The organism is Nitrobacter sp. (assembly GCF_051535235.1).
GTDB lineage: Bacteria > Pseudomonadota > Alphaproteobacteria > Rhizobiales > Xanthobacteraceae > Nitrobacter.
This window is the reverse complement of sequence record NZ_JBPPLZ010000002.1, coordinates 315,934-331,420: the sequence shown is the minus strand read 5'-3', so window position 1 is coordinate 331,420 and position 15,487 is coordinate 315,934. Positions and strand designations below refer to the sequence as shown.

Sequence of the window (15,487 nt, the reverse complement as noted above, 5' to 3'; positions counted from 1 at the left end):
CGTGCGTCGTTCGCTGGATCGCCTTTAATTAGGTGAACAACCGCGATTTTGCCAGAGGCCGGAGGCGAAAGGCGATCTGCCGACCGGCTGTCATGCGGACACGACATCCGCAAGCGCGGTCGCCTCGATCCAGAACACCTCTCCTTCGGACTCCTCCGTGTCGAGCCAGAGGAAATCGGCACGAGGGTACGCTTTCCCGATCGCCGGCTTGCAGCGGCCGACCTCGCACAAAAGTCCGCCGCCGGGCGCGAGGTGAGCTTTGGCGTCGTCGATGATCCGCCGCACCAGATCGATGCCGTCAGCACCGCCGTCGAACGCCATCCTCGGCTCCGCAAGGCATTCGCGCGGCAGGCCCGCCATGCCTTTCGCATCGACATAGGGAGGGTTCGAGATGATGAGATCGTATCGCTGATCCCTGAGCGCCGCGAACAGGTCGCCTTGCAACAGCGTGATGCGATTTTCCAGACCGTGCTCGCGCACATTGTGCGCGGCGACCGCGAGCGCGTCTTCCGACAGATCTGCCGCATCGATCCTCGCATTCGGAAATGCGCGCGCGGCCAGAATGGCAAGGCATCCCGAGCCGGTGCAGAGATCGAGCACGCGAGCGACGGTTACGGGATCGCGCAGACGCAGCACATCGTCGTCGCCGAAATGGGAGTCGAGGATTTCGCCGATGAACGAGCGCGGCACGATCACGCGCTCGTCGACATAAAACGGCAGCCCGCGCATATACATCCGGTTGACGAGATAGGCGGCGGGCTTGCGGGTTGCGATGCGCTGCTCGACCCAGCTAAGGATGCGTTGGCCTGCCGCCTTCGGCACGCGCCGCGCGGCGTTCGGTTCAACCTCATCCGGATGCAGGCTCATGGCCTCTCCGACCAGAAAGGCGGCCTCCGCAACCGGATCGGTGGTGCCGTGCGCGAAGGCGACGCGCGCGCGCTTCAGCCTTGCGGCGGCGAAGCAAACATAGTCGTAAATCGTCGCGAGTTCGGGAGGCGCGGCAGGCTTTTCGGATTTGGCCGCCGCCTTTGCCGGCCGGCGTTTTTTGGCTGGACTGCGGGTGGCGGCTTTCGAGCGTCCGCCGCGCGCGGCGGTCTTGGCCATCAGGACTTGGCCATCAGGACTTGGCCATCAGGATTTGGCCCAGCGCGCCGCAGCGGTGTCGTCGCGATCGTGGGCGTCAACCCAACTGGTTCCGGCGGAGCCCTCCTCGCGCTTCCAGAACGGCGCGCGGGTCTTGAGATAGTCCATCAGGAACTCGGCCGCATGAAATGCCGCATCGCGGTGCGCCGACGCCGTCACCACCAGAACGATATTATCGCCCGGCACGATCCGTCCGAAGCGGTGAATGACGGTGAGGCCGGTGAGCGGCCAGCGCGAAACCGCCTCGTCGGCATGGCGCGCGATCTCTTCCTCCGCCATGCCCGGATAATGTTCCAGTACAAGCGCGGCGATCGCGTCATTGCCCGCGCCAGCCTTGTCGTTTCTGCAGATGCCGCTGAAACTCACGACGGCCCCGATATCGGTGCGGCCGCGCGACAGCGCCGCGATTTCGCGCGAGACGTCGAAGTCCTCTTCCTGCAGGCGAATGGTGACGGGAATAGTCATGGCGACGCCGCTGTTTACAGATCAACCGCCGGTCATCGGCGGAAAGAACGCAATCTCGTGCGCGCCTGCAATCGCCGTATCCTGCTTGACGTGGATGCGGTCGATCGCGGCGCGGATCACCTTCGGCTTTTCGAACGCATGGGCATATTCATCGCCCCGCTGCGACAACCATGCGATCAGATCGGCAACCGTCGCGACGGCCTCCGGCGGATCGAGCGCCTCCTCGGCCTTGCCGACCCGTTCGCGCACCCAGGCGAAATACAGCACCTTCATTTTTCATCCTCCTCGATGAGGTGGTGAATACCAGCCTGGAAATAGTCCCAACCCGTATAGATGGTGAAGATCGCAGAGACCCACAACAGCAGAAGCCCGATCTGGGTCACGAACGGAAATATCAGGTCGCCGGCCTCGCCCGCCAGCAGGAAGCCGATCGCAACCAGTTGCACGGTGGTCTTCCACTTCGCGACCTTGGTCACGGGCACGCTGACGCGCAACTCCGCCAGATATTCGCGAAGGCCCGATACGAGGATCTCGCGGCACAGGATCACGATCGCCGCCCACAACGTCCAGCCATGGATGATGCCGTCAGCCGCCAGCATCAGGAGGCAGGAGGCGACCAGGAGCTTGTCGGCGATCGGATCGAGCATTTTGCCCAAGGCGGATTGCTGATCCCAGATTCGCGCATAGTAGCCGTCGAGAAAATCCGTGACGCCCGCCGCGATGAATACCCCCAGCGCCACCCAGCGCAGGCGCAACGGCCCGTCCATGATCGATTGCGCATAGACGCAACCCACCACCACCGGAATCGCGGCGATCCGGGCGCAGGTGAGAATATTCGGTAGCGACAGCATATGTTTCGCAGTCGCCTGGCTGGTTGCAGTGTTCATTTTGTCTTACCAATACTGTCATGGCGCGAACGTCAACGGTCGCGGGGCGCATTTTGCCGCTTTGGCCGGACGAAAGCCTTATCCGTTGGTTCTTAATACGAAAAAAGCTGATGAATATCATGACAAAATCGTAAAGCCACCTTTACGCTGAGCGGGCGTGAAAAAAGTCGAAGATCCTGCGGGCGCTTTCGGCGCTGATGCCGGGAACCTTGCCGATATCGGCCACCGAGGCGCGCTCGATCTCCTTGAGCGTTCCGAAATGATGCAACAGCGCCCGCTTGCGCGCCGGGCCGATGCCCGGAACCTCCTGCAACCCGGTCTCACGCATATCTTTTTTGCGCAGCTTGCGGTGTGATCCGATCACAAATCGGTGCGCCTCGTCGCGCAATCGCTGGATGAAATAGAGGACGGGATCGCGCGGTTCGAGCCTGATGGCGGGACGGTCCGGCAGGAACAGGGTCTCACGGCCGGCATCGCGGTCGGGCCCCTTGGCAACCGCCATCAGCGGTACTCCGGTCAGCCCCAGCGTATCGAAAATCCCGCGCGCGGCATTCAGCTGGCCGAGGCCGCCGTCGATGATCACGAGATCCGGCCATTGCTGCGCCGTGTCTTTCTCCGGGTCGTCGGCCTTGTCCGGATCGGCGGCTTGCTGCGTCAGCAATCTCTTGAAACGGCGCTCCAATACCTCGCGCATCATCGCGTAGTCGTCGCCGGGCGTCAGGCTCTCGGACCTGATGTTGAACTTGCGATACTGGTTTTTCAAAAAACCCTCCGGGCCGGCGACGATCATCGCCCCGACCGCGTTGGTCCCCTGGATGTGGCTGTTGTCATAGACCTCGATGCGCCGCGGGCTATGTGGCAAACCCAGGGCAGCGGCCAAACCCTGCAACAATCGCGATTGCGTCGCGGTGTCGGCCAGCTTGCGGCCGAGCGCCTCGCGCGCATTGGTCAGCGCGTGCGCGACCAGCTCCTTTTTCTCGCCGCGCCGCGGCACAAGGACTGCAACCTTGTGACCGGCCTTGATCGACAGGGCATCGGCCAGCAACTGGCTCTCGTCGATCTGGTGCGACAGCAGGATCAGTTTCGGCGGCGGCTTGTCGTCGTAGAACTGCGCGAGGAACGCGCCCAGCACCTCTTCCGGCGTGAAGGATTTTTCCGCGCGCGGAAAGTAGGCGCGGTTGCCCCAGTTCTGCCCGGTGCGGAAGAAAAACACCTCGACGCAGGAATAGCCGCCGTCCTGATGAATCGCGAACACGTCGGCTTCTTCCACCGTGCGCGGATTGATGCCCTGCTGCGACTGGATCGCCGACAGCGCGGCAAGCCGGTCGCGATAGAGCGCCGCACGCTCGAAGGCGAGATCGTCGGAAGCCTGCTCCATCGCGCGGGCGAGGTCCTCCTTCACGGCGCGGCTGCGGCCGGACAGGAAGTCGGTCGCCTCGCGAACCAGCGCCGTGTAGCCGGGGAAATCGATCTCGCCAGTGCAGGGACCCGAGCAGCGCTTGATCTGATACAACAGGCACGGCCGCGTCCGGCTTTCGAAGAACGAATCGGTGCAGGAGCGCACCAGGAACGCGCGCTGCAGCGCGGTGATGGTGCGGCCGACAGCGCCGGCGGACGCGAACGGCCCGAAATATTTTCCCGGCCGCGACTGCGCGCCGCGATGCTTGAGGATCTGCGGCGCCCAGTGGTCGCCGGTGATCAGGATATAGGGAAACGACTTGTCGTCGCGCAATTGCACGTTGAAGCGCGGCCGCAACTGCTTGATCAGGTTCGCCTCGAGCAGCAGCGCCTCGGTCTCGGTTCCCGTCGACACGATCTCGACAGTGCACGTCGCCGCGATCATGCGCGCGATGCGCATCACCTGCCCTGTCGGCCGCGCATAGGACGACAGGCGCTTGCGCACGTTCTTGGCCTTGCCGACGTAGAGCACATCGTTCGCGGCATTGATCATGCGGTAGACGCCGGGCGAGGTCGGGGCATGGCGCACGGCGCGCTCGATCGCCGCGCGGCCAACAGCGAGCGGTCCCTCCTCGATTCCATCGACGGACTCGTCAGGGAGATCGGGCAGCCGGGCCTCGTCGTCCTCGTCGGGCTCGACAGTCTCGGCGGTCTCGAGCGTTGCGGGATCGACATCCTGTCCCGCCTCCACCGCCCCCTCTGGCCGCCGCAGGTCAGCGCCGGAACCCGGCGATCGTGCGGGGCCGGCCGGCTTTGCGGGATCGGAGGAATCGGTCGTCATGGCCCTCAGTTAAGCGATGAAACCGGCGGATGCCAGCGGCGGCGAGCCGTGCCGGTCGGGCGACGAGGTTGCGCATCGATTCACGGCCTCGCCATGCCGGTAACACTTTTTTAAGAACAAGAGACGGCAAAGGCGCCGCCTTAAGAACCGCTTAACTTAAAACTTTCGATAAATCCTACGCACGGAATTTCGGAATTCGTAACCGTACCGCTGGCGAGGAGACGCCACGACGGGGACGACGGCAAGGGGTTGGAGTATCGAAATGAGCAAGACAACGATCGCAGCATTGGCCGCCATGGCATCAACGGCGCTGATCGGCACCGCGCAGGCCGCGGATTTGTCCTACCGCTCGCCCTACACCGTCAATCAGCCGCTCAATGCCTTTAGCTGGGCCGGTCCCTACCTCGGCGGCAACCTTGGTTATGCCTGGGGCAGCGTCCAGAACAGCCCCACCAGGCCGGACGGCGTGTTCGGCGGCGTGCAGGCCGGCTACAACTGGCAGAGCGGCCCGCTGGTGTTCGGCCTCGAAGGCGATATCCAGGCGAGCGCCGCCGACGATACCTTCGCGCCGTGGAAGTTCTCCAATCCGTGGTTCGGCACCGTGCGCGGCCGCCTCGGCTATGCCTTCAACAACATCCTTGTGTACGGCACCGGCGGTCTTGCCTTCGGCGAACTGCGCGCCGAAACCTTCGGCCTGTCGGAATCCCACACCAGTGCGGGCTGGAACCTCGGCGTCGGCGCCGAATTCGGCATCTACCAGAACTGGACCGCGAAGGTCGAATATCTCTATGTCGACCTGTCGAGCAGCAACTTCTCGATCACCGGCGCTCCCAACAGCTATCAGTTCGGACTGGTCCGCGCCGGCGTGAACTATCATTTCTGACGAGAACAGCAACCACCACGCTTCAAACTCCTGGCCTTGCGGCCGGGAGTTTTTTGCGTGACGAAAACGCGCCACGATCGCGCGCCTTTCGCGAGAACGAACGCCGCGCAGCGCCGCCGCCGGTCAGGGAGAGATCACGAGATTGACCGCCTTGGGGCCCTTGCCCTTCTTGTCCGGCTCGACCTCGAATGTGACGCGCTGTCCTTCGGACAATTCCTTCAACCCGGCCTGTTCCACCGCCGTGATGTGAACGAATACGTCGCGGCCGCCATCGTCTGGCTTGATGAAGCCGTAGCCGCGCTCCCCGTTAAAGAACTTGACCGTTCCAGTCATGGCCATCGGCAAAACTCCTCTCGCCGCATTGCATTCGCCGCCGCGTCCCCACGCGCCGACGAGACCTGACGTTCACTCCCGGCGATGCCGCCGTTGCAGCCATCCCGGAAAAACAAGCCTGCCTCGACCGGCATTGCATTCCAGAGGCATTGCGTTCCAGACGCATTGCATTCCAGACGTTATCGCCAGGCCGCCCCTGCGGGAGGCGGCATGAGCCGGTCGCAAGCGCGGCAGCTTAATACGGTTCCCGCCGAACTGACTACGGCGAAATTGCAAGTTGGGATCGGCTCAACCCCCGACCGCCTCCAGCCTGAACCTGGCGGCGCCACCCTGGCCCAGCGGTTTTTCCAGTTCGGGGAGGATGAGCTTCAAATCAGCCCTCAACGTCCACGGCGGATTGACGATCAGGAGTCCGGCTGCGGTGAGCGGCCCGTCCGGCGTCTGCGGCATAACGCTGAATTCAAGCCGCAGACATCTGTCGGCATCGCCTCCGACTGCGCCGCCGACCCTGCGCGCCAGATCATCCGTCGCCCGGCGTCTTTTCGCCGGATACCACAGCATGTAGCAGCCGGTCGGCCATTTCGCGAAGGCGGCGGCAAATCCGTCCGCCAGCCGGTCAAACTCGTCCTTGTGCTCGAACGGCGGATCGATCAGCACCAGTCCGCGCCGCTCCTTCGGCGGCACGAAAGCGGAAAGCGCGGTCCAGCCGTCGAGATCGACGACGTTGGCCTGGACGTCGCGGCGCAGCGCGCCGATCAGGTGCTTGCGGGCGACGGGTTCGAGTTCGCAAGCCACCAGACGATCCTGCGGCCGCAGCAGAGCGCGCGCGATCAGCGGCGACCCCGGATAGGATCGCAGGTCGCGCTGCGGATTGAAGGCCCTGACGATATCGAGATAAGGCGTGACCAGCGCGCCGGCCGCGTCGGAAAACCGCGCCTGCATCAGCCGCGCAATGCCGGTCAGCCATTCGCCGCCGCGTGCCGCCTCCTCGCCGGCGAGATCGTAAATGCCGGCGCCGGCATGGGTGTCGATGACGCGGAACGCCGCCGGCTTCTCCTGCAGGTAGATCAGGATGCGGACCAGCACGATGTGCTTGATGACGTCGGCGAAGTTGCCGGCGTGGAAGGCATGGCGGTAGTTCATGGGCGATGGATTCTTTTTGGTGCTGGTCGAATCAATTCTGTCAGCCCCGCACTTGATCCGGGCATCCATCTCGCGAAAAGGAGATTGATTGCCGGCATTGGCAAGCGGAAGCGACGCCGTTCAACGGCTATGCCCGGCAATGACGTCTTACGGCGGCGATGCGACACGCGTACAAGCGAGCGAAATATCAGCCCCCGCGCACCGGCGGCAGCACGACCTGATCCCTGCGGCAGGCGCGGCGGTCGATTTCCTCGCAGGCGCGGAATTGCAGGTCCTTGTTCATGCAGATGCGCACCTCGCTGAGCCTGGTGCGGTCGCAGATCACCGCGATCGCGGAGTGGCTGAGCCCGGGATTATCCTTGATGAAGGCGCTCTCGATGTCATCGGGCGCGATGCTCTTCGGCTCCGACAGATCGACGAATTCCGCAGGCACCTTCACCGCGGCGCGGGCCTTGCGGACGATCTCGAAATAGGCTTGCGCGCCGAGGCCCGAGCAGGTGCCGTGCTTGTCCCACTCGCTGTAGATCAGGCCGGGGGCCGGCATCAGGTCCAGCATCGAGGACATGATGCGACGATCGAGCCGGGGCGCGGGACGCTGGCAATAATCCGGAAAGCCGTGCTCGTATTGCGGCCAGAGCCCGTGCACCACGAAAGAATACGGCCGTCCGCCGCATTGGGTCTGCTGCGAACGCCCGGCGTTGCCGCGCTCGGCCGCGGCCGCGCAGAACGACGGCGACCACGACAGCGACAGCACGTAGAAATCGAACGCCCCCGGCGCGTTCTGGCGACGGTCCTGCGCCGCGCCGTGCGTCAACCCCGCAAACAGGATCAGCCACGACAGAACGGACGCGGCGGCCGCGCGCGACACCCACCTCATGACGCCAAACTCCCAGCCCGGCCGACATCCGGCCCCGTTGTTCCGAAGTCTAACATTGGCATCGCATTTCAGCGAGCCTTCTTGCAGATGTCAGAATCGATGGCTTGGGCTTGGCGGGGCGTGAATGTCGAATTCACTCCGCAAACCGGATCTGCATTTGACGGAGAATGCTCTCAGGGCTGCGCTGCGCGGCAAGCCGGATTGTAGGCCCAGTTGCGATCGAGGCCGACAACGCACCACTCGACGCCCTGTCCGATGCTGGCAAACCCGCCATCCTCGATGATGGAATAGTGCACCGTGCGGATCTTGCCGTCGCTGACCATCGCGTCCGCCGTGCAATAGCGGCGCGGGATGTTGTCGGACTGCCACGGCCGGAACGCCGTTTCATGGACGTTGCCATAGGCCGTAATTCGCAGGGGAGAACTCCAGAAGTTGTTCTCCTTCTCCCAGAACTCCGACGTGATGACCGGCAGCCCGGCTTCGCAGGCTGGCAACCGTCCCTCGTACCCCGGTCCGAACACGGGGAAATTGAAGGCCTGCGCCGCCGGCAGGGCGCCAAACAGTCCCAACGCTGCGCCGAGCACCGCGCCAGGGCCGGCTTTCTTCAAGGATGTGATAAGGTTGCGCATGGGAAGCATCCGCCGGTGATCCGAGGCCAGTGGTTCGATTCTAACATTGCAGCCCGTTGCGGCAGGGAGTTCATGCAAATGTTAGAATCAAAGGATCACTAGCAACTATCAGGTTTCTAGTGGAATTTTGAATTTGACATTCGCCTGCCGGATTTTGCTGCAAAGCGGGTAGCGAATGTCAAGTTCACTCCACTGGAGACGGTGCCGCGAAGCCCGCACAAGGTCAAGTGCGACACGGCAACACCCGCCGCCTAACTCCATTTCGACCGGCTTGCTGTTCTTTTCATGGCCGGCGCGGCGTTCTAGACTTGAACCGGCAACGATGGAGATAACGATGAGATTGCTCGGAGCGGCTTTGCTGGCGGCGATGACGGGCGCGCTGGTTTGCGGACCGGCACGGGCCGACTGGGTGCCACCGGTCAAGGGCAACGACACCGGTGGCATCATCTCCTATGCGCTGGCCGGAACCGCCGACGTCCGCGTGATCGCGGTCGATCATTGCGCGCGCTACGGCAAGGTGGCGAAAATTCTTGGCGTCCAGGCCTATCCGGGCGGCTATATCTCGTTCGCCTGCCGGTGGGTGCCCTACGGGCCCGACCAGCCTCCGCTGCGGACGCGCTACTGAGCGATCCTGATCCCACGTTTGCGAATTCTGATCCTTTGACGGAGCCTGCGATGCGACGGTCTCTTCGACTTTCGATTCCCTTCTTGCCGCTGCTGCTTCTCTCGGCGGCACCGGCATTGGCGGAGATGCAATTGCCGCTGCGCAAGGCCGGACTATGGGACATCAAGGTCGATCACGAGGGCGCCAAGATGCCTGACGTGACGGTCCAGCAATGTACCAGCGAGGCCGTGGACCGCGAGTTCACCTCCGAATTCGCTCCCTCCGCCAAGCAGAACTGCTCGAAGAGCGACATTCAGAAAACCGCGGCAGGCTATGTCATGGATTCGGTCTGCATGATGGCGGGCGCGACCGTGACATCGCATGCCGAAACCACCGGCGATTTCAATTCCGCCTATACCGTGACCGTGACATCGCGCAGCGAAGGCGGCAGGCTCGGAACCCGCGACAGCAAGATCACGATGGCCGCGAAATGGACCGGCCCCTGCAAGGAAGGTCAGAAGCCCGGCGACGTGGTGATGCCCGGCGGCTTCAAGATGAACATGCGCGATCTTGAAAAATTCAAGTCGATGGTGCCGAAGTAACGGAGCTCAAATCTCTCCCCGGCCTTACGGGGAGAAATGCTCATGGCATCGTACCTGGCGGTTCTTCAGGCAAATTTTCTTTGTCAGCATCCGCGAAGGCGGATGATCCGGTACCCGCAGCGCCATGGTCCAGTGTTCCGGCATACTGGATGCCCGCCGGAGCCTGTCATCGGGCCGGCGAAGCCGGACCCGTTGGCGGGCATGACAGCGGCCGTGGCTAACCCCAGCTCACGCCGTGGCGCGCGAGCAGCTTTTGCACCTCCGCGACGAGATCGCTTTCGCCGACCTCGATCTGCGCCTCGGCCTGCTTCTTCAGATACTCGGTGCGATCCTCGATCGAGGTCAGCCCGGCGCCCGCGATCAGGTCCTTGATCTGCACCCTGCCGTTGGCCTTCTCGTCGGTGCCCTGAATGATCGCACACGGCGAGTTGCGCTTGTCGGCGTATTTCATCTGCTGGCCAAGCGAATGTTTCGGGTTGCCGAGATAGAGTTCAGCGCGGATTCCAGCGTTGCGCAGGTCCGCGACCATCTTCTGGTAGCCCGCGATGTCGCCGCCGAACACGGTGACGACTACCGGCCCCGCCTGCGGCTTCGTATCCAGCTTGCCAAGCATGGTGAGCGCCGCCTGCAGCCGCGACACGCCGATGGAGAAGCCGGTCGCCGGCACCGGCTCGCCGCGGAAGCGCGACACGAGACCGTCATAGCGCCCACCGCCGCCGACCGAGCCGAACCGCACCGGGCGGCCCTTGTCGTCTTTGGTCTCGAGCAGCAGTTCGACCTCGTAGACAGGGCCGGTGTAGTATTCGAGGCCGCGCACGACGGAGGGATCGATCAGAATACGTTTGCTGCCATATCTACTCGAATAGAAAAGCTCAGAAATTGCTTCGAGTTCATCGACTCCTTCAGAACACTCAGAAAAATGGCCTCGAAATACCTTCAGAGTTTCACGGTTAGTAAAGGCAAGTGATGTCCCTTCCAACAGTGAGTCTTCTTGCTCCCACTGTTGTAGCGATTTCACATCAACCAGTTGAGGCTTAGAACCAAGCAAAGCCAGAACGCCATGAATCTGATCTGAATTGAGTTGCGCGCCCTTCGTGAAATCTCCGCTTTCATCCTTCCGGCCTTCACCTAGCAACTGCCGCACACCCTCAACGCCTAACCGGTCCAGCTTATCAATCGCCCTTAGCACTGTCAGCCGCCGTCCCGCGTTCTCGTCGCCGCCGAGGCCGATGCTTTCAAGCACCCCGTCGAGCACCTTGCGGTTGTTCACCTTCACAACGTATTGCCCGCGCGGGATGCCGAGCGCCTCCATGGTGTCGGCGGCCATCATGCACATCTCGGCGTCGGCGGCGGGCGACGCGCTGCCGACGGTGTCCGCATCGAACTGCATGAACTGGCGGAAGCGTCCCGGCCCCGGCTTCTCGTTGCGGAACACGTAGCCGGCGCGATAGCTGCGATAGGGCAGCGCGAGGTTCTGGAAATTCTCCGCGACGTAACGCGCCAGCGGCGCGGTGAGATCGTAGCGCAAGCTGATCCACTGCTCGTCGTCGTCCTGAAAAGAGAACACGCCCTCGTTGGGCCGGTCCTGATCGGGCAGGAATTTGCCGAGCGCGTCGGTGTATTCAAAAGCCGGCGTCTCCACCGGCTCGAAGCCGTAGCGCTCATAGACCGCGCGGATTTTTTCCACCATTTGCCGCGTAGCGGCGATGGCGGCGGGGCCGCGATCTTCCAGCCCGCGCGGCAGGCGGGCGCGGAGCTTTTGCGGCTTTTTCGATTTCTTGTCGGACATGGGGCTCGTTTGCAAGTCAGCATTGACTTACAGCCGGGTTATCAGCCGAGGCGCAGCCGGGCAAGGCGCTCTCGTTTGCGAACAGCCCCTCACCCCACCCCTCTCCCCGTAAACGGGGAGAGGGAGGAGCGGAGCAAGAGCGTCTTATCCGACCTTGAGTCTCAATTCACCAGCACCGCGCCGTCGCAGCGGATGCCGGAGACCCAGACGTCGGCCTGCCCGATGCCGATGCCGAGCGTCGCCAAAACCTGCGCCAGCACCTGATCGATCGAGGCCGTGGCGCCGCCGATGATTCCGGTCACGGCCGGCCCGAGGCCGGGGACCGGCAGGCCCAGCGGTCCGACATTGACCTTGAGCGAAAGATCGCCGAGCAGGCTCGCGGTCAGCGACGAGGTGAAATCGGTGGTGGTCACGGTCTTCTTCGTCTGTGCGGCGATGTCGGCATAACCGAAGGTCACCGGCGTCGGCGTGGTATTGCCCATGCCGGCATGGGCGCGGCCGGTCACGGTGACCGCACCGAGATTGACCAGCGTCGCCGCGCCGGGATCGGGCTTGCTGGTGAAGTTGGTCATCTCGGACGCCGAGACGTTGCCGATCCAGGCATCGACGATGCCGGGTGTGACGCCGAGGGTGGCGGTCGACGCCGTCACGTCCGAGCGTCCGCAACTCACGCCGTCGAGCGTTGCTGTTCCAGATGCGACCTCGACATAGATCGGCAGATTGACGGCCGGCACAGCGCCGCTGCCAAGCAGCCTGATCGATATCAGGACGCGGGTCTGGGCGGTATGCGCGCTCGCGCCTTGCGTGCCCACCGTCATCCAGCTTGCGCCTTGAGGATGCTCCCCGATCGTCGCCATGACGGAGACGGCGGCGATGCCGGGCAGGCCGAGATTGACGGACGCCGCGATCTGGTTGGTGCCGTTGGCGATCGCGCCCGTCGCCGACAACAGGTCGAACAGCGATGCGCTGACGCCGGTTTTCGGTTTCGAGCCAACCGTCATCGCCGAATAGGGGCCGACGTCGATCAGCGTTCCCGGCACGATGGTGGTGGTCACCCCGGCAAGCGCCAGCGAGATGTTCGACAGCGCCACTGTCGCCGCGTTCAGGCCGTTCGCCGCCTGTTGCGCGCTCAGCATCGCCGCCACGATGTCGGCGACCTTCACGTTGCCCGCCAGCACGGAATCGTAGGTGACGCCGGTCAGGTCAAGCCGCGTCGCCAGCGCGTTGAGGAAATCGAAGGCGTCGATGTGGGCATCGATCAGCGCCTGATAGTCCATCACCGACAGCGACAGAGTCGTCCCCAACATGCGGCCGAGCACCGCATTGAGCAGGCCGCCGTTGAGCGCGAGCAGACGCGAGCCGATGGCGAACGACGCCATCGCGGTGCTTGCCGCGGTGGCGCGCGTGGTGATGTCGAAGTGATTGCCCCCGGTAAACATGCGCGCGAAGTAAAGCGGAGTTTGCGTGCGCAGCGTCACCCTCGCCGCGTTGGCGGTTCCACTTCCCGGCGTCGCAAAGCGCGCCCGCGGGGCAATCGCGGCGTTGGCGGTATAGGTGCCGAGTTCGACCGAGACCAGCGCGCTCGCCGGATAACCGTTGGCCGTCACCGTGGCGGCCGCCGCGTTCCTAGCCTTGCCGATGTTGCCCGCGGCGACGATCGCCGCGAGGTCGGCCGCGCTCTGCGACTTGCGGCGATCGGCATAGATCGAGCCGATGTCGACGCCGAGCGCGGCGCAGCCGATCACCAGCACCATGCATCCGGCGCCCATGATCGCGAAGTTGCCGCGCGTATCCGAGACAAAGCGCCGAAGCAGGTTTGGCATCACACGTCTCCTCAAAAGCCGCCGAACGGGATCGCCGCCGAGCGGACGATGGTGGTCGGCGGCGACGGCACCAGGGGCAGCGTTAGGAGGAAGTTGCCGGAGGCGTCGTAGTTGACGGTGACCACGAAAACGTCGCTGCCCGACGTTGCCGCGCTCACCGACAGGCGAGCCGGCTGCAACAGCGGATACGAGCCGGCATTCGCGGTGATGTAGCTTTCGGCGAGACTCACCCGCTCGGCCTCGCTCAGGCCCGCAACCGAGGAGCGCGCGGCTTCGGCGGCGAGTTGCTGCACGCCGTGCACCATCGTGAAATAGGCGCCGAACACGACGATGCCGAACACCAGCACCAGGAACAGCGGCAGCAACATCGCGAACTCGACCGCCGACGCGCCGCGGGCGCAGCGCGCCACCCGGCGCAATCTGGAAGAGGCGGAGCGTTTGCCGAAGAAACTCATACGGCGTACTGAGCCATACAACCATTAAGTGTATATGAATGAATTTCTACACTAAAGGTGGTATATACGTGCGCCGGACGTTCGCCTGCTCCGGAAGCAGCCCTTACCGCGCGCGTGGCGCAGGCACTTCCAACACAATTCGCGCAACGTCCGGACACACATGGGCTCGATGCGGCAAACCGCATTTCGCAGCCTTGCAAAAAGGGGTTAGGCTGGCGCCGAACATGCCGAGACATCAAGAAGAGGCCTTCGATGCTAGACAAGAGCCCTGCCCCGCCCGCGCCGAACGATCTGGCTGCGTTCTGGATGCCGTTCACCGCCAACCGCGCCTTCAAGGCGGCGCCCCGGCTGATCGCCAGCGCCAAGGGCATGCACTATTTCTCAACCGACGGCCGCAAGATCATCGACGGCGCCGCGGGCATGTGGTGCTGCAATGCCGGTCACGGCCGCGCGGAAATCGCGGCGGCGATCGGCAAGCAGGCCGAGGCGCTGGACTTCGCGCCGCCGTTCCAGTTCGGCATTCCGCAGGCGTTCGAGCTTGCGAACCGCATCGCCGCGCTCGCGCCTAACGGGCTCGATCACGTGTTCTTCTGCAATTCGGGATCGGAGGCCGCGGACACCGCGCTGAAGGTCGCGCTGGCCTATCACCAGATCAACGGCCAGGGCAGCCGTATCCGCCTGATCGGTCGCGAGCGCGGCTATCACGGCGTCGGCTTCGGCGGCACCTCGGTCGGCGGCATCGTCAGCAACCGCAAGATGTTCGGCACGCTGCTCACCGGCGTCGACCATCTGCAATCCACCTATGATCGCGAGAAGCAGGCCTTCAGCAAGGGCGAGCCGGATTATGGCGCGCATTTCGCCGACGAATTGGAGCGCCTCGTCGGCCTGCACGGCGCCAACACCATCGCCGCCGTGATCGTCGAGCCAATGGCAGGATCGACCGGCGTGCTGCCGGCGCCCAAAGGCTATCTCAAGCGGCTGCGCGAGATCACCGCAAGGCACGGCATCCTCCTGATCTTCGACGAGGTCATCACCGGCTTCGGCCGGCTCGGCTGCGCATTCGCCGCCGAACGCTACGGCGTGCTGCCCGACATGATCACCTTCGCCAAGGGGATCACCAACGGCGCGGCTCCGATGGGCGGCGTGCTGGTGCGCGACACTATCCACGACGCCTTCATGTCCGGCCCGCCCAACGCCGTGGAACTGTTCCACGGCTATACCTATTCGGCGCACCCGCTGGCCTGCGCCGCCGGCCTCGCCACCCTCGACATCTATCGCGACGAAAAGCTGTTCGAGCGCGCCAGAACCCTGGAACCGACATTCGCCGACGCGGTGATGAGCCTGCGCAACGAGCCCAACGTGGTCGACATCCGCACCGTCGGAATCACGGCGGGCATCGATCTTGCTCCCAACGGCAACGGCCCGGGCGACCGCGGCTTCGCGGCGCTGAGAAGCGGATTCCATGACCACGACGTGATGATGCGCATCGCCGGCGACACGCTGGCGCTGACCCCGCCGCTGATCGTCACCGAGGATCAGATTGGCGAGATCATCGACAAGGTCGCCAGGGTGATTCGCGCGGTCGCCTGAGCGTCTGGTCCGATTCCGGCGGAAA

General features: G+C 63.9%; 16 protein-coding genes. 4 read left to right on the top strand and 12 right to left on the bottom strand.

Annotated features, from left to right (window positions below; genetic code table 11):
* Window positions 1-90: 90 nt before the first annotated feature.
* The 5 genes from prmB to uvrC all read right to left on the bottom strand — a co-directional run bounded on the left by prmB (window position 91) and on the right by uvrC (window position 4,734).
* A complete protein-coding gene (gene prmB, locus ACS3WA_RS04040; protein ID WP_438277273.1) occupies window positions 91-1,104 on the bottom strand; it encodes a 50S ribosomal protein L3 N(5)-glutamine methyltransferase in 1,014 nt (337 codons plus the stop codon).
* Window positions 1,105-1,131: 27 nt separating this feature from the next.
* The gene (locus ACS3WA_RS04035) at window positions 1,132-1,608 is read right to left on the bottom strand and encodes a molybdenum cofactor biosynthesis protein MoaE (protein WP_438277272.1); all 477 of its coding nucleotides are present in this window, start codon (window positions 1,606-1,608) and stop codon (window positions 1,132-1,134) included.
* A gap of 21 nt (window positions 1,609-1,629) precedes the next feature.
* Entirely contained in the window at window positions 1,630-1,881 is a 252-nt protein-coding gene (moaD, locus tag ACS3WA_RS04030; RefSeq protein WP_438277271.1) for a molybdopterin converting factor subunit 1, read from the bottom strand.
* Complete coding sequence (pgsA, locus tag ACS3WA_RS04025; protein WP_438274059.1) at window positions 1,878-2,495, bottom strand: CDP-diacylglycerol--glycerol-3-phosphate 3-phosphatidyltransferase; 618 nt, start codon at window positions 2,493-2,495, stop codon at window positions 1,878-1,880. The genes moaD and pgsA overlap by 4 nt, the downstream gene beginning before the upstream one ends.
* Window positions 2,496-2,637: 142 nt before the next feature.
* Window positions 2,638-4,734, bottom strand: coding sequence for an excinuclease ABC subunit UvrC (gene uvrC / locus ACS3WA_RS04020; protein WP_438277270.1), 2,097 nt, complete (start codon window positions 4,732-4,734; stop codon window positions 2,638-2,640).
* A 262-nt stretch (window positions 4,735-4,996) separates the two neighbouring features.
* Here uvrC and ACS3WA_RS04015 point away from each other — a divergent pair, with 262 nt between their 5' ends.
* Window positions 4,997-5,617, top strand: coding sequence for an outer membrane protein (locus tag ACS3WA_RS04015; protein ID WP_438277269.1), 621 nt, complete (start codon window positions 4,997-4,999; stop codon window positions 5,615-5,617).
* Window positions 5,618-5,740: 123 nt separating this feature from the next.
* On the opposite strand, the gene ACS3WA_RS04010 is transcribed toward ACS3WA_RS04015, so the two are convergent.
* The 4 genes from ACS3WA_RS04010 to ACS3WA_RS03995 all read right to left on the bottom strand — a co-directional run bounded on the left by ACS3WA_RS04010 (window position 5,741) and on the right by ACS3WA_RS03995 (window position 8,599).
* Window positions 5,741-5,956, bottom strand: coding sequence for a cold-shock protein (locus tag ACS3WA_RS04010; protein WP_438274056.1), 216 nt, complete (start codon window positions 5,954-5,956; stop codon window positions 5,741-5,743).
* Between the two features lie 282 nt (window positions 5,957-6,238).
* Window positions 6,239-7,093: a 23S rRNA (adenine(2030)-N(6))-methyltransferase RlmJ gene (locus tag ACS3WA_RS04005; RefSeq protein ID WP_438277268.1), complete on the bottom strand. Its 855-nt coding sequence runs from the start codon at window positions 7,091-7,093 to the stop codon at window positions 6,239-6,241.
* Window positions 7,094-7,280: 187 nt separating this feature from the next.
* A complete protein-coding gene (locus tag ACS3WA_RS04000; protein ID WP_438277267.1) occupies window positions 7,281-7,970 on the bottom strand; it encodes a ribonuclease T2 family protein in 690 nt (229 codons plus the stop codon).
* 173 nt (window positions 7,971-8,143) lie between these two features.
* Window positions 8,144-8,599 (bottom strand): hypothetical protein, encoded by a 456-nt coding sequence (locus tag ACS3WA_RS03995; protein WP_438277266.1) that lies wholly within the window; start codon window positions 8,597-8,599, stop codon window positions 8,144-8,146.
* A 334-nt stretch (window positions 8,600-8,933) separates the two neighbouring features.
* Here ACS3WA_RS03995 and ACS3WA_RS03990 point away from each other — a divergent pair, with 334 nt between their 5' ends.
* The gene (locus ACS3WA_RS03990) at window positions 8,934-9,224 is read left to right on the top strand and encodes a hypothetical protein (protein ID WP_438277265.1); all 291 of its coding nucleotides are present in this window, start codon (window positions 8,934-8,936) and stop codon (window positions 9,222-9,224) included.
* A 50-nt stretch (window positions 9,225-9,274) separates the two neighbouring features.
* On the top strand, window positions 9,275-9,805 hold the full coding sequence (locus tag ACS3WA_RS03985) for a DUF3617 domain-containing protein (protein WP_438277264.1): 531 nt from the start codon (window positions 9,275-9,277) through the stop codon (window positions 9,803-9,805).
* A 217-nt stretch (window positions 9,806-10,022) separates the two neighbouring features.
* On the opposite strand, the gene hisS is transcribed toward ACS3WA_RS03985, so the two are convergent.
* The 3 genes from hisS to ACS3WA_RS03970 form a co-directional block, all read right to left on the bottom strand.
* Window positions 10,023-11,594, bottom strand: a complete 1,572-nt coding sequence (gene hisS, locus ACS3WA_RS03980; RefSeq protein WP_438277263.1) for a histidine--tRNA ligase — start codon at window positions 11,592-11,594, stop codon at window positions 10,023-10,025.
* A gap of 161 nt (window positions 11,595-11,755) precedes the next feature.
* On the bottom strand, window positions 11,756-13,417 hold the full coding sequence (locus ACS3WA_RS03975) for a pilus assembly protein TadG-related protein (RefSeq protein WP_438277262.1): 1,662 nt from the start codon (window positions 13,415-13,417) through the stop codon (window positions 11,756-11,758).
* Window positions 13,418-13,428: 11 nt separating this feature from the next.
* A complete protein-coding gene (locus ACS3WA_RS03970; RefSeq protein ID WP_438277261.1) occupies window positions 13,429-13,872 on the bottom strand; it encodes a TadE/TadG family type IV pilus assembly protein in 444 nt (147 codons plus the stop codon).
* Between the two features lie 252 nt (window positions 13,873-14,124).
* On the opposite strand from ACS3WA_RS03970, the gene ACS3WA_RS03965 reads away from it, so the two are divergent.
* Window positions 14,125-15,462 carry an aspartate aminotransferase family protein gene (locus ACS3WA_RS03965; RefSeq protein WP_438277260.1) on the top strand — a complete coding sequence of 446 codons (1,338 nt, stop codon included), beginning with the start codon at window positions 14,125-14,127 and terminating at the stop codon, window positions 15,460-15,462.
* The last annotated feature ends 25 nt before the right edge of the window (window positions 15,463-15,487 follow it).